Source organism: Frankia sp. CgJB1 (assembly GCF_977947065.1).
The window spans coordinates 14828-28459 of record NZ_CDWTNB010000038.1 but is presented as its reverse complement, the minus strand read 5'-3'; the positions used below and the strand labels follow the sequence as shown (position 1 = coordinate 28459).

The window sequence follows — 13632 nt, the reverse complement described above, 5'->3', positions numbered from 1 at the left end:
AGACCTAGGAGCAGCGCGCGCTCTGTCTCGTCCTCTGGGGGGCTCGCCGGCCCCGACCGGCGTGTGGACAACGCCACCATGACTCCGGCGGCGAGCAGGCTGGCGGCTGCTATCCCCAGCAGACCCTGAGAGGACGGTCCGAAGGGGTCGGACGCGAGAAGGCCGGGTGTAGCGGGGCCACCGGTGACCACCGCGGTGTGCTGCGCCGAGACGACCGCAGCCGCGTCATCCAGGACCGCCAGCGCACGAGAGGTGCCGAGACGACCGTCGCCGTCCCCCGGCTCGGGGTCTTCGAAATCGGGATAGCTGGGTTCTGGATCATCGAGGCCGGGGTTGCCGGGTCCGTGGTTGTCGAGGTCAGCGAGGTCGTAGCCGCCGGGGGCGGGGGGCGCGGTACCTGTTTCGGTGGCAGGCCATCCCGGGACGGAGTCCGGCACATGCAGTACCTGCAGGCCCTCGCCCTGCGCGTCGGCGGGCAGCAGCAGCACCCAGCCGGCATGGATGAGCGATGGCTTGGACAGCGTGCGGCCGTCCGGCTGGGCGCGACCCTCGTTGAGGTCGAAGATCTCCCGATACCGTAGACCATCACCGAGGAAGCGCTCCGCGATGCCCCAGAGGGTGTCGTGGTGGCGCCCCTCGGCAGGTCGCACCTCGTAGAGCTTCATCACGCGCCCGTTGGACGCGAGCCGGCCGTTCGGGTCCGCGATCGGACTGATCAACTCGGCGTGGCAGACGCGCGGTGTCATGCGGCCAGCCGGGCCAGCCGGGCCAGCCGGGCCAGCCGGGCCAGCCGGGCCGGTCCCCGGTTCCGACCGTGACGGCCAGGTCCGCCGGGTCGGTGTGCTGGCGCCGGGATCCGTTGTCGTGGCCACCGGAGCCCGATCACCCCTCGTGAGCGCGGGCGCCCTGTCGTCCGGAGCCGGCCGCGGAGCGACCAGGGCCGCCGAGGTCGTCGATACCGGCATCGCCGTCCCCATCCGGCCGGGCGCAGGCGGAACGGCGGGGGCCCGGGCGTATGTCATCGGAGCGACCAGAATCGTCGTCCCGGAGAACAACACGGATGTGGCGACGAGACGGCGGGCGAGGTTCTGGGGGGCGCCGCCCAGCGGTATCCGCGGGGCGAGGCCGGTACCGCGCAGCTCGGCCCGGCATTCCGCGACGAGACAGGCGGTGAAGTGCAGCCAGGCGGCCCAGAAGAGCAGGGACAGGATGGCTCGGACGACCGCGCCGGCCCCGTCCCCGCTCTGGAGCGGTGGACCCAGTACCAGGATCAGTACGACCGGGACGCCGAGGACGACACCGGCGATCGCAGCGATGGCCCCGGCGGCGCGCAGCCGTTCCCGAGACCGCAGCTCCGCGGAGACTACCGGCACCGGCTGGCGGGCCGGCACACTCCCGGGCCTGTCATCGACCATCCGATGGGGAGGGTTGCCAGCATGCGAAAGCCGCCGTCGTGACCGCGGTGCCGCCGCCGGCGAGGCGGACGCCATCGATGCCGGCGGCGAGGACGGCCGCGCGGATCGAAGTGGTGTCGATGGTGGCGGGAGCGGCGTGGACATGAACCTCCCCGATCAGGCGCAGGGTCGGGCGCATGGGCACGCCGGGCACGGCCTCGTGCCCGGTTGCGTGGCGCTCATGCTAGGTCGCTGGAGACCGGTTTCCAGGGCGAAGCAGCAGTTCCCTGACCTTCTTGTGACCATTACCTGGATCCGGTCGACGGCATGTCTCCGCCGTGGATGCCGGCGCTCCAGGCTCTGGACCGGGGCGAGCCGAGGGAACTCGTGGGAGCGGCGCCGAACTGCCTGGATGTCCGCACGCCGATCCCGTGCAGTGAGCACCCGGCCTCCTCGCGCTGCTGTGCCTGGACGGCGACAGAGGGACAAACTCGTTGTAATCGTACCAGTGCGGTTGCGTAGAGGAAATTTCGGGATGAAAGATCTACAGTTTATTACCCAAGGTGGGCATCTAATGCCATTCTAGTACTAAATGTTCAAATTTATTCTTACGTTGAGTTAGGATTCGGAATAAAATAACTTGTTCACTTCGGGGTCCTCGCGAGCCCGTGACCTGCGAAGACGCATATTGGCTTGCATTAATTACTTCATTACGAATTCCAACGTGTTGCCATGATTGATCAGATTTGTCGTGGTTGCCTGCAGATCGGGTAGCTGTCGGCTTATCCGCCCGGCCGCTTGTTGGGCCGCCGGTGTGGTCACGGTTCGCACGGCATTGTTCCTCTCGGGACTCGAGCAGAGGGGGACGCGAGCAGGTCGGATGTCGGGGGACAGGCGACCTGGACGGGAAGGACGGCTCCGCGGCGCACCAGCACCCCGCGACCTGGAGGCGCGGGGCCGCCGATCGTGCGGGACAGCCGGACTCCGAGCAGTTCGCCGTCGCTCGGCCGCCCCGGGGCCAGGAGCAGCCCGTACCCACCGCGGCGGATGTCGACGAGGAATCCGCGGTACTGGCCCAGCAGCTCCTCGGTCGTACCGGCGACGATCAACACGCCGCCGCCGTCGCGTGCGGCCTGCCAGAAGGCCGCCAGCTCGGCCGCGGCCCGTTCACCGACCAGCTCGGCGTCGTCGACGAGGACGACCAGAGGTTCGTCCCCTGACAGGCCGGTTGGCAGGTCGGTCAGCGACCGGATGGTGTCGGTCCGACGGGTCTCCGGCGTGACGGCTAACTCCCCCCGCCCGCGGCCGCCGCGATGGCAGGTGCCGTCGCTTCCCGCCTCCTCCACGAGGTTCATGGTCCCGTCCAGGATGGCTACGACGCCGGGTCGGTGGGCGAGGGAACGAAGGGGAGACGGACGCGGCGTCAACGCGACGATTCGGGCACCATCGGTGAGGAGTGACAACGCCAGCGTGAGTAGAACGCAACTGCGCCCGGACCGTGGCGGGCCACTGATCATGAAACTGGGGCCGTCGGTATCCAGATCCACCTCGACGATCTCCAGCTCGTCCCCTCCGATTCCGATCGGCACGTGCAGCGAAGATCGATTTTCTGGACGCATGGCCGCCGCCGCGGATCTCCGCGACCGCCCGGGCGTGCGTTCCATCTGCTCGGATGTGACGAGGGAGGGCAGCGCGTCGATCCGGAAGGGACGACGATCGAAGCGATCCGGCGGCCTTCGCGACACCTCCACAGATCGGCCCGCCTGGGACATCGCCCGAGAGCCCACCGCCCGCAGTGCCGCAACCTGAGCCTGGCCTGTGGGGTCCGCGTCGAGCAGCGCGATCTGTGTCTCCACGGGACTGGGGAACCGGCCTCCGACCGCGACCCCACGTCCGGCGGACAGCGTCCCGGGCATGTCGAAGGGGGACAGGCCAGCGAGCGCGTAGTCGGAAGGGTCGGCCATCCGCAGGAGTAATCGTTCGTCGACGAGCGACGCCAGCCGCCCGATCAACCCTCGTCGATCGGTAGTGATGATCACTCGTAGGCCCACCGCCTGACTTTCGCGCAACAGCCGCAGAAGCTGGTCGACGAGATCCCTCCGTCGACGTCCTCAAAGGCGGCCAGAAATCCTTCGAACCTGTCGACGAGCAGCACCAGGTACGGCGATGGGCGCATGGCGTCGCCCGCATCGCCGGGGGGCGGCCGCCACGACCGTCGGGCCTCGGCAAGATCCATGAAGCCTTTCCGAGAGAGGATCGTCTGCCGTTCGCTGATCTCGTTGGCCAGACGGGCGAGGAGCCTCGTGACCCGCTCGGGATCGTCCCGGCTCTCACCACGGCACCGGAGTGCGGCAGGTCCGCGAGGGGTGCCAGGGCGTTGCCGCCGCAGTCCAGTCCGTAGAGATGGAGCTCGCCGACGGGCAGGGCGGTGGCGAGGGCGCCGGCAGCGGTGCGCAACACGGTCGAGCGCCCGGTTCGTGGCGAGCCGACGATCATGAGGTGGCCGCCGTGTTCCAGATCGATCGTGAAGGGCAGCTGAAGCTGACGGTCACAGTGATCGGACAGCCCAATGGCAACGGGAGGGAGCCGAACGAGACCGTCCGCGTGGAGCCCAGGGCGTCCGCTGGAGTCCGCCGGATGGTGACCGTCGCCATCCGCGGCGATGGTGTGGTCGCTCGGGCTGGTGTGGTCGCTCGGGTCGGTGCGGCCGGCGGTCGCCCCGACGAGGGCGTCGAGGGTAATCCGCTCAGGGAGCGGGGGAAGCCACGGACTGGGTATCGGAGGGATCCCGAGCCTCGTCGAGGCCTCCCGTACTGCCGAGACCAGAGCAGCCAGGTCGGTGCGCGGCTCTGCCAGGGACACGTCTTCCGACGGCGGTCCGTACGATGGCGCCGGCACCGCCTGGGACGTGTCGGCATCCCGACGTGGAGCGTCACCCGGTTCCGGCCACGGTAGCGGGGTGACCCTGGGCGCAGGGATTCCGGACGAGCCGTCTCCGCCTGGTTTGGTGACCGGATCCGGTCCACCGATCCACCCGGTCTGAACGGCTGTCGTGATGCCCGGGCCGGTGCGTACCACCGTCCGACCGGGGGTGGCCGGACTGATCAGAGCAGCGTCCGGGCAGCCGACGACGTCCTCGCTCTCCGCCGCATCGGTGACCCGCAACGCGATGCGCAGGTTCGTATTCGCCCGGATCTCCGGTGACACCATCCCCGCGGGGCGTTGGGTGGCCAGCAGGAGATGGATCCCGAGCGACCGTCCGCGTTGGGCCAGGTTGACCAATCCGGCGACGAATGCGGGTAGTTCGCGGGCTAGCGTGGCGAATTCGTCGACGACCAGAAGCAGGCGGGGAATCGTCGGACGCCCGATGGGATGAGGGAGCAGACGTCGAAAGGCGTCGAGGTCCTTCGCTCCGGCCGCGGCCAACATCCGTTCCCGTCTGCGAAGCTCGGCGGTGAGCGAGCTCAGCGCGCGTCGGACCAGGTGCGGATCGAGGTCGGTGACCATACCGACGGTGTGGGGAAGAGCGGCGCACTCGGCGAACGCGCTGCCTCCCTTGTAGTCGACCAGCACGAAGATCATTTTGTCCGGGCGGTACATTACGGCGTGCGCAGCAATGATCGTCTGCAGCAGTTCGGACTTTCCCGCCCCGGTCGTGCCAGCGACCAGCCCGTGTGGCCCGTCGCGAGAGAGATCGATCGTGAACCTCCTACCCTAACCGATCCCGACTGGTACCGCCCTGCTCGCCGTGCCCCGGGGCGGCTGCGGCACCGATGACCAGAAATCTTGGATCACCTTCGGCGTGGGTGGGTCGGCGCCGAGGATGTCCAGGAGTCGGACGGCGGAGGGAAGGCTCTCGGAGTCGTGGTCACCGGCGTCGCGCAGCGGCGTCAGGGCTCTGGCGACCGACTCACACCAGCCGGCCGCGGAGGTCCAGTCCCGCGGCATCGACGGTCGGTGCTCCGGCATGGTCGGTGAGACCGGGCCGGCCGGTGAGACCGATGAGGTCTGGGCAGACGTGTCTGATCACGGCTGACCGGTCCTGCCGCATCAACAACTCGTCGCCGTCCTGTTCGACAACGGCTCGGCATTCGGGCGGAAGGTCCCGGACGTCGGCTTCCAGGCAGATGACGTGGATGCCGACCGCCGGTCCGTCGCGTAGCACGGTCGTCATTCCGGGGACGGAGCGCAGTATCCGGGCCCCGTCCAGCACGACCAGGATGTCGGGGTCGGATCTGGGCGCCTCGGGCGGATGGGCGCAGCGACTCTCGATCAAGGATGTCAGTTCGGCGATCCGGCGGGAGCGGCTGACCTCGTCGGCTCCAACGAAAATGGTCTTCTCCTGTACCAACGGCCGACAGTGCGGCAGCCAGCGGATCCATCGCCAGGCATCGACGAAGCCTGTGGACCCGATCAGCAGGCAAATCCGGAGATCGCGAGGGCTGTGCAGGACAGCGGCCTGGATGACGAGCCAGCTGCCGAGAAGCTGCGGCAACATGCCCCGACCGGTGACGCCGAGCACTCCCCGCTCGGCTAGAGCGATGACGGCGGGGACATCGGGAGCGACCCAGGCCGGGAGCTGCCGGGGCGTGACGGCTACAGGGGAGGGGTCCGTGGTCCGGACCCTGCTTGGCAGGTCGGCCGTGCCGAACCTCAGGTGCAGGTGATCGGGGGGTCATGGCGACGCCGCTCCCACAGCGTCGCAGTCGGTCCCTGAGCGGTGGCGAGCAGGCTTGCCGGATCGGGGTGGTTGCGATGACGCTCGGTGCATTCCGCCGCGAGCGCGGCACGAGCAGTGGCCTCGACGTCGTCCCGCTCCTGCCGGTAGCGGGCCATGGCTGCACGGAACTCCCGACCCTCCCGCCGTCGGCCGCTCACCACGGAGGCGACCAGGCTCACCGGCGCCAGCACCGCGAAGAGCAGAACGTAGACTGCTCGCAGCAGGGCAGCCGTGCCCAGGGCGGCGGCGAGCGGCAGCACCGTCGTGAGGACCGGGACACGGCGGGGTGCGGCCGGCAGGGCGAAGACGGACCCCCGATCCAGCGGATGCAGGCGAGGCGGACGGTTGACGTCGAGCATGCCAGGAGCGGAGACGGACGGGCGGGTCAGCACCGTGAGCGGTGCGGGCCGCACGAGCAGCAACGTCACCGGGGCGATCCGCACCGCGGCCAGGATGGTGCTGGCAGGCGACGATGGGTGGTCGCCGACGACGGCCGCGCCCGGACCGGCTGTGACGGTGCACCGACCGCCGACCTCGACCCGGATGGTCAGCGCGGGCTCGTCGCTGCTGTGACCCTCCAGCGTGACAGTGCAGCCGGGTCCCGAGCCGACGGTGAACTCACCCGCCGGCAGGTGATGAATGTCGCCCGCCCCGGGCCCACCGATGATCATCAGGTCGACCAGACCCGTCCCGCGGACCCGCCGGGACACCGTGGCATCAAGGCTCACCACCGCACCCTCCCGCAGCGGCGAGGAGGCCAGGGTTGTCTCCGGGTCGAGTGGACGGACGGTACCGGAGACGTTGATCGAGGGCCCGGCCCGCGCCAGTGTGGGAGTACGCCGATGCGGGCGGACAGCGGCGGCCATCGCCCCGGCCACTGCACGGAGCGGGGTTTCCGGGGCGGCGGTCAGTAGTACGTCCGTGCTGGAATTCTGGGTGGCATCGAGGACGGTGAGGGTGAAGCGCATGTATGGAAGATACGGCGTGGAAAAGCGGGGAGCGGGACGGGCCGACGGGGAGTTCTTCTACTTGGTGTTGTGGTCGAAATATGTGGTGGCGCAGAAACCACCATGACGATTCATGGCGAGTCGCAAGGATGATGCTCCCGCCCGGCCGTGCGTGCCATCGTCCGGGTGCGCATCACCTCCGCACCCGCCAGCTCCACCATGGCGTCACTCACCTCGGCAGCGTCGGCTGGGATCGGGAAACCGACCGCAGGTTCGGGTGAGCGCGCCTGGCCGGTCGGAGACGGCCTGGCCGACAGGGCCACTCCGACGCTCACTGACATGCTGATCCGATGACCGTGCACGTCCAGCGGTTCGTCCAGGGAGGAGATGAGCCGCTCGGCCAGGGTTGCGGCCTCGGCTGCGGTAACGGGTCCGGTGACGATGACGAACTCGTCCCCGCCCCAGCGCCCGAGAATGTCGCCGGGGTGGAGTACCTTCGAAAAGCGGCGGGCGGCGGCATCCAGAACGGCATCGCCCGTCGGATAGCCGAAGGAGAAATTGACTCGACGAAATGCATCCAGGTCAAGGAAGAGAACGGCCGTTCCGCGGTTGTGCCCGGTTTTGGCCGTGCCTGTTGTGATGGCCGTGCCGGCGGCGGCTGGCAGGGCGTGTCCGGGGGTTGTTCCGGGCGCCACGGTGGTCACAGTGTCCGGCGGGCCCGCGGCCAGTCGGGCAGCGAGAAGCGCGCGCAGCCCCGTGCGGTTCACCAGCCCGGTTGTCGCATCTGTCGACGCGTGATGCCGCAGCTCCTCCTCCCGCTGGTGTCGCTCGGTGACGTCGTCGACGACGACGATCAGACCGTCACCACGGATCAGCGGGCGCAGGCGTACGTCGAGCCAACGATAACCATGTGGCGTCGGTTTCGGGATCTCGATCCGGGCCTGCTTGCGCCGTCGGTCGATAATCTGCCGGGACAGGATCGCCAGTGCCCGCACCGGGGCAGCCGGATCGGCGAGCGCCGCGGCGGCCAACAGGGTCGCGGGTCGGGCTGTGGCTCGTTCCGCCGGCCGAGCCGCTGAGTTGGCCGCGTTGTCGCATGCCGCCAACCAGCTGATGCCCGGCCGGACGGGGAGCAGGGCCACCCCGGTGGCGGCATTGCGGCGCCATGCCTCGTTGAGGCGGGTCACCGTTCCCTCCGGGCCGAGCACGGCGACCGACGAGGGGAGGGAGTCAAGGACGGCCACCGCGACGTCGTCGGTCAGCACCGAGCTGGTTCCTTCCGACTGCCGGTCCAGGGGTGGCCGGGTAGGTGAGTTGGACGTACCTGCCTTGCGGTACTGGACACGGGTGGGTCTGCCGTGGGAGCGACGAGTCACGCGCTCCCACGGCCGGGCGGGACTACTGTGGTGAGATCAATCCGATCATCCCGGCTTCCTCGTATATGTGTTTTCGGTTTTGCTGACCGGTGTGCGGAGTGGGGGTTGGGTGAGTGCGGCGGGTGCGGGCGGATAGTGACTCCGCTGGGCGAGGGTGGCTGCAGCCGGTCAGCCGGTCAGCTGCGGCGACGGACAATATGGAATCCCGCCTCGGCCAGAATCATCGGTATCAGCCTGATGGTCTCGCGGTCCTTCTCGCGACTAGGGGCATCAAGGTCGTCCCACGGCACAAGCATGGGATGAGTTTTTCGATCGTTGTCCCGGTGGGGTCCGTACCGCCACCCGTTAGCCTGGCGCTCGACCATCCACCGCTCGTGTTCCCGCTTCGCGAGAATTTTGACCTCGTTGTGCTGCGCGTCGGTCACATTGAAAGAAAAGGGATCGTCCCGGACAGCGCCGGCAACGATTCCGCAGCCGATCATATCGAGTTTCCGGCGGATGTCGCGGGCCTGTTCGTAGTTGGCGTTGCGAAAGTCCTCCGAGAGATTTTCCCAGGCGACGAGCGCGCGGTTTTCTTCCGGTCTTTCGCCGGCTTCCATCCGCCGCCGACAGTAGTCTCGGTGTATTCCTTTGGCGAGCTGTTCGACCTGGGGATCCTGTAGCTGGTCGGGATCGCAGACGCGGTCCAGCAGCGGAAAAACGGTGAGGCCGCGGTAGAGGATGTCCAGCGGTCGCGCGCCGTCACCGCTACCGAAGGCCTGCCCGAAGGGGGTCATGCGGTCCACCCGAACGATCACCTTGCGGTGTCCGGGCAGCCGGGAAACCGCAAGAGCCTTGCGTAACGCCAGTTCCTCGTCCTCGTAGCAGATGAACACCAACTGCATGGTACCTTCCGGGGCGTATCCATCCAGGAGAGCGTTCAGGTCGACCTCGTCGGAACCCGTATCCTGGCAGGTGGTGTCTATCGTCGCCTCGACGAGGCCATAGCGGGTCTGCAGCAGCCTCAGTACACCGCTGGCATTCTTGTCGATGAGGGTCACCTGCATCCGCGACGTCGCACCTACCTCTCTGCGGCGCCGCGCGAGTTCCAGGAGCAGCTCCCGGCCGAACGGGCCCATGCCCACTATCACGACGGACAGGCCGGGGGCGCGAACGCGATCCGTTCGTCGTCGAGCAGAAGACCTGCACCGAGACGGGCGGTGTTGAAGAACTCGACCGTGAGATGACCGATGTGTTCCCTGCCGAGCAGAAGCGTCCACAGGGCGTCGAGCACGTCAGGATCCGACTCCTCCGCGTAGCATGTCAGCGGGCGGTGGCGCTGGCGTGACACCTGCTCCGCCGCCGCGACGACAGCAGCGTTATATCCGGACGCAGTCCCACACACGTACAGTTGGTCGGCCCGGGCCACGCCAGCCCGCCGTAACACATCCTCACGACGCGCATCTCCTCGTAGCAGGACCAGACCTAGACGGCGGGCATGTTCCGCGATTTCGATACTGTCGGCGTCATCGATCAGTACAACCTGGCGGGACGCGGCCCGCAGGCGTTCCGCGAAGGCAAGCGCCGTCGGTCCGCTGCCACAGATGACCGCGTGCCCCCGGGACAGTGTGGCCTGGAGGGCGGCCATCGGTTTGACCAGCGCATCCGCGAGTACATAAGCAGTGGCCGTAGGCGCCAGGAAGCGGGCGATCTCAAAGGAGATCGGGAGACCGACGTCATTGGGCAGGTCCGGTGGCTGGACGAAGAAAAGCCCCAGGCTGCCGTAGGCGATGTCGGTGGCGCTGAGGCCGGCGCCGGGGCTTCGGGACATCTGCCAAAGCCCGACCACCCCCAGGCTGAATGCTGAAACCGCGGCAAGCAGGCATAGGCGTCGCCAGCCGGCGGGCGGCTGGAACAGTCCGTTGAACATCCAGCGGACGGTCCGCACCGGGTGGCGTATCCGGGAGGAAACGACTGCCACGGCGCCTTCCATGTTCCGAAAAATGATCAGCAGAACATCCTAGAACATGGTGCCTACCAGCCTCCTGTCTCCTCCGCCGGCCAACAGTTCAGCCAGGCCCGGGGACCGGACATCGGGAGGTTTCGTCGGGGAGCCGGACCCGTGATTGATCTCTCCCTGATATTCATCGACAAGATATTCCGACGACCGGGAAAGTAACGGAATCGATGTCCGCCGGGGTGAGGATTCAGCGGGTGAATCGACGGCGGCCGGCGGCCGGCGACTCGCCCGGGCATGGCCCCCTTCCGCGGCACGCGGCGCTGCACTCACACGCACCCCTCTCACCGGTGCCCGGCAGGAGCCGGCGGAAGCGGCCACCCTGGCCTGGCGGGTGCCGCGCTCACCTGGTCCCGGCCTGAGCCGCGCTGCTGGTCCCGGTCTGAGCCGATGGTTCCGGACCACCGTGCGGCGCACGCCGCCTTGCCCGGTTGCCGTCAAGAACGTCCCCGCCAGTCATACCCGAAACGTCCCCATCAGCCGTACCTGATCGCTACCCGGCCGGGTCAGGATAAGGCGAGTGGCGCAACGCCAGTCATCACTCACAGGTATTGGGTAGGTACTCCTCGATGAATCGGGCGGGGATGACGGAAGGGTGTTCTCTGTGGTTGGTGACGAGGCCGCTCACAGGCCGGGGCGAATCGTTCCTGAAAGTGGCAGCTACGAGGGTAGCGCCGGGTGCGGCCCTGCCACCCTGCTCCGGGACCTTGCCGGCGAGCGGGGATGGCCCCCGACGGAGCTGCGGGCGGGCGGTGCTCGGCCGGCAGCCCTGCTGGTGCCACCGGCCGGTTGGGGCAGTCTCGGGGATGAGGCCATGATGCGTGTCGCCTGGGCGGCGCTTGCGGCCCGGCACGGTGCGTACTGCCGCTACGTTGACGTCGGCGCCCCATCCTGGCAGCGCACGCTGGGGACGGCTCCCGCAGGAGATCTGGAACCGGTGCTGCTGGCACGGGGCGCGGCCGCCTGGGATGCGTGGCTGGGCATGGTCCCGCTGCTCGCATCGGTCACCGAGGTCCACATCCTCGGTGCGGACATCCTGGACGGAGCCTACGGTGCCGAGCTCGCGGTCCGCTACGCGCAGCTGGCCGCGCTGAGCCTGCACGCCGGCGCCCAGGTCACCCTGCTGGGGCACAGCTGGCGGGCACAGGCAGATCCGGCCGCAGCCCGCGCGCTGCGTTGCCTGAGCGGACATGTGCGGGTGTGCGCGCGGGACCCGCACTCCCAGGCCCGGCTGGCCACGCTCGGCATCACCGCCGAACTGGTCGCCGAGCTGGCTTTCCTGCTCGAGCCGGATCTCCACCAGCCCGGTGGGGCGCCGGCGCGGGCATGGCTGGACCGGCAGCGCGCCGACGGCCGCCGGGTGGGCGCAGTGAACATCAACCATCTGGTAGCGGGTCGGGTTCCCGAGCTGTTCGACGGGTACGTGGACGGGCTGGGCGATGCCGGGCTGGCCGGCGCGTCGTGGCTGCTGATCCCGCACGACCGGCGCGGGGAACAAGGCGATTTGATGCTCGCCGAGCGGCTGCACCGCCGGCTGGACGAGCGGGAACCCGGACGTGCCCACGTGCTGCACACCGACGCCGGACCGGCCGGAGCCAAGGCACTCGTAGGTGCGGTGGACATGGTCCTCACCGGTCGGATGCATCTGGCGGTTGCGGCGATCAGCCAGGGTGTCCCCCCTCTGGCGGTCGGCTACCAGGACAAGTTCTCGGGCCTGCTGGAAAGCGCGAGGCTGCCGGCATGGTGTGAACTCGAACCCGCCCAGGCCTGTGCTGGCGAGCGTCTCGCCGATGTGCTCCGCACCGTTCTCGCGCAGGCGCCCGCGCTGCGCCGCAACCTGCGGGCCGCCTGGCCGGAGCTGATGGCATTGGCGCGCCGCGGCCTGCCGGACGCCACTGGAGAGCCACACTGAGCCGGAGCGGGGTCTGGTCCGGGCACGAGGTCCGGCGAAGCCTGAGCTGGATGTGTGGTCAGTTCGTGGATTTCCGTCAGTTCCCGAATTCGCGGTCAGTTCAAGGTCATGGGCGCGGCGGTTCGGGCCGCAGGCGAGAGGCCCGCGGCTGCGAGCGGCACCGTTCCCAGAGCGTGAGGTAGGCGCGGGCCATCTGGCGGTCGGTGAAGGTGCTCACGGCCGCCTGCCGTGCCCGTTCCCCCAGCCGGTGGCGCAGGAGCGGATCATCCCGCAACCGGCACAGCGCAGCGGCCAGGGCGGCCGGGTCGCCAGCGGGCACGAGCAGCCCGGTCTCGCCGTCGATCACTGCTTCGGGGACGCCGCCGACCGCTGTCGCCACCACCGGCAGCCTGAATAGCATCGCCTCGACGATCGCCAGCGGAAAGCCCTCCGTCCTGGACGGCAGGCAGAAGACGTCGAAGCCGGCTAGGGCGCCGCGCGCCGCGTCGGACCAGCCGGCGAGGGCGAACCGGTCGGCCACCCCGCTGGCCGCCGCGAGCTCGATCAGCTGGCGGCGCTCGGCCCCGTCACCGACGACAACCACGTTCGCCCCGTCCATCGTGGCCAGAGCGGCGATGAGCACGTCATAGCCCTTCATCCGATCGAGCCGGCCAAGGCTACCTACCACCATCGGGCCCGGCCTGGCCGGCCGGTGCGGCGGGGCGCCGAGGTCGGGGACACCATTCGGGATGCTGCACACCGAACCGCGTCCCAGGACGTAGAAGTCCTCCACCCGTCGCGCGTTGCCGGCTCCCACGGCGATCCGAGCGTCCGCCCGCCGCGACAGCGCCCTGGTCCGCAGGAGCAGCGGCAGGTCAGTCGTCCGCAGCGGAAGCTGATCGACGGCGACGACCCGCAGATCGCAACCGGCCACTCCGGCCGCCAGACCGGCGGTCAGCATCGGCGCGCACGCCCACGGCACACACCGGTTGACGTGCAGGACGTCGGGGCGTACCCGGCGCAGCAGCCGCACGTGCGCGCCAGTCCCCCCGCGCACGACATGGACGGACGCGCCGCCGCGCCGACGGCCGGCGACCCATTCGACCAGCCCGGCGTCGGAACCGGCAACCTGGACGTCCAGGCCCGGATCCGCCGCCGCCGCGAGATTGCCCAGGCTGATCTCGGCGCCCCCACGGCCGGCTGTGTCGGTGTAGAGCAGCACCTTCACGCGATGACCACCCTATTCACCTCAACCTGTCGAACCCAACCCGGTCACACCCAACCCATCGGAGAACATTTCCGGACGGA

General features: G+C 69.0%; 11 protein-coding genes and 1 pseudogene. 1 reads left to right on the top strand and 11 read right to left on the bottom strand.

The window, feature by feature from the left end:
* The 10 genes and pseudogenes from AC08OT_RS06925 to AC08OT_RS06880 all read right to left on the bottom strand — a co-directional run.
* The coding region (locus AC08OT_RS06925) for a LysM peptidoglycan-binding domain-containing protein (RefSeq protein WP_476602644.1) at positions 1-1415 on the bottom strand (1415 nt) is incomplete at its 3' end.
* Positions 1405-1608 (bottom strand): hypothetical protein, encoded by a 204-nt coding sequence (locus AC08OT_RS06920; RefSeq protein ID WP_476602643.1) that lies wholly within the window; start codon positions 1606-1608, stop codon positions 1405-1407. The genes AC08OT_RS06925 and AC08OT_RS06920, both read right to left, overlap by 11 nt.
* A 604-nt stretch (positions 1609-2212) precedes the next feature.
* Positions 2213-3445 carry a hypothetical protein gene (locus tag AC08OT_RS06915; protein WP_476592246.1) on the bottom strand — a complete coding sequence of 411 codons (1233 nt, stop codon included), beginning with the start codon at positions 3443-3445 and terminating at the stop codon, positions 2213-2215.
* Positions 3430-3630, bottom strand: a complete 201-nt coding sequence (locus AC08OT_RS06910) for a hypothetical protein (RefSeq protein ID WP_476592245.1) — start codon at positions 3628-3630, stop codon at positions 3430-3432. Before AC08OT_RS06910 ends, AC08OT_RS06915 begins: the two co-directional genes overlap by 16 nt.
* Positions 3631-3788: 158 nt before the next feature.
* Positions 3789-5063: pseudogene (locus AC08OT_RS06905) on the bottom strand (FtsK/SpoIIIE domain-containing protein); the annotation flags it as partial.
* 241 nt (positions 5064-5304) lie between these two features.
* Positions 5305-5892 carry a hypothetical protein gene (locus tag AC08OT_RS06900; RefSeq protein ID WP_476592244.1) on the bottom strand — a complete coding sequence of 196 codons (588 nt, stop codon included), beginning with the start codon at positions 5890-5892 and terminating at the stop codon, positions 5305-5307.
* Positions 5893-6047: 155 nt separating this feature from the next.
* Entirely contained in the window at positions 6048-7082 is a 1035-nt protein-coding gene (locus AC08OT_RS06895) for a hypothetical protein (RefSeq protein WP_476592243.1), read from the bottom strand.
* Positions 7083-7192: 110 nt separating this feature from the next.
* Positions 7193-8326, bottom strand: coding sequence for a diguanylate cyclase domain-containing protein (locus AC08OT_RS06890; protein WP_476592242.1), 1134 nt, complete (start codon positions 8324-8326; stop codon positions 7193-7195).
* A 287-nt stretch (positions 8327-8613) separates the two neighbouring features.
* Positions 8614-9555, bottom strand: coding sequence for a RyR domain-containing protein (locus AC08OT_RS06885; protein WP_476595357.1), 942 nt, complete (start codon positions 9553-9555; stop codon positions 8614-8616).
* A gap of 8 nt (positions 9556-9563) precedes the next feature.
* Positions 9564-10397, bottom strand: a complete 834-nt coding sequence (locus AC08OT_RS06880; protein ID WP_476592240.1) for an NAD-binding protein — start codon at positions 10395-10397, stop codon at positions 9564-9566.
* Between the two features lie 631 nt (positions 10398-11028).
* On the opposite strand from AC08OT_RS06880, the gene AC08OT_RS06875 reads away from it, so the two are divergent.
* Complete coding sequence (locus AC08OT_RS06875; RefSeq protein WP_476602642.1) at positions 11029-12345, top strand: polysaccharide pyruvyl transferase family protein; 1317 nt, start codon at positions 11029-11031, stop codon at positions 12343-12345.
* A gap of 106 nt (positions 12346-12451) precedes the next feature.
* On the opposite strand, the gene AC08OT_RS06870 is transcribed toward AC08OT_RS06875, so the two are convergent.
* Positions 12452-13552, bottom strand: a complete 1101-nt coding sequence (locus tag AC08OT_RS06870; protein ID WP_476592238.1) for a glycosyltransferase — start codon at positions 13550-13552, stop codon at positions 12452-12454.
* Positions 13553-13632 lie beyond the last annotated feature (80 nt).

Excerpts from the sequence above, each read along its gene's own strand:
- AC08OT_RS06910 (WP_476592245.1), bottom strand. The coding sequence starts at position 3,630 with ATGGATCTTGCCGAGGCCCGACGGTCGTGGCGGCCGCCCCCCGGCGAT.
- AC08OT_RS06900 (WP_476592244.1), bottom strand. The coding sequence starts at position 5,892 with ATGTTGCCGCAGCTTCTCGGCAGCTGGCTCGTCATCCAGGCCGCTGTC.
- AC08OT_RS06895 (WP_476592243.1), bottom strand. The coding sequence starts at position 7,082 with ATGCGCTTCACCCTCACCGTCCTCGATGCCACCCAGAATTCCAGCACG.
- AC08OT_RS06885 (WP_476595357.1), bottom strand. The coding sequence starts at position 9,555 with ATGGGCCCGTTCGGCCGGGAGCTGCTCCTGGAACTCGCGCGGCGCCGC.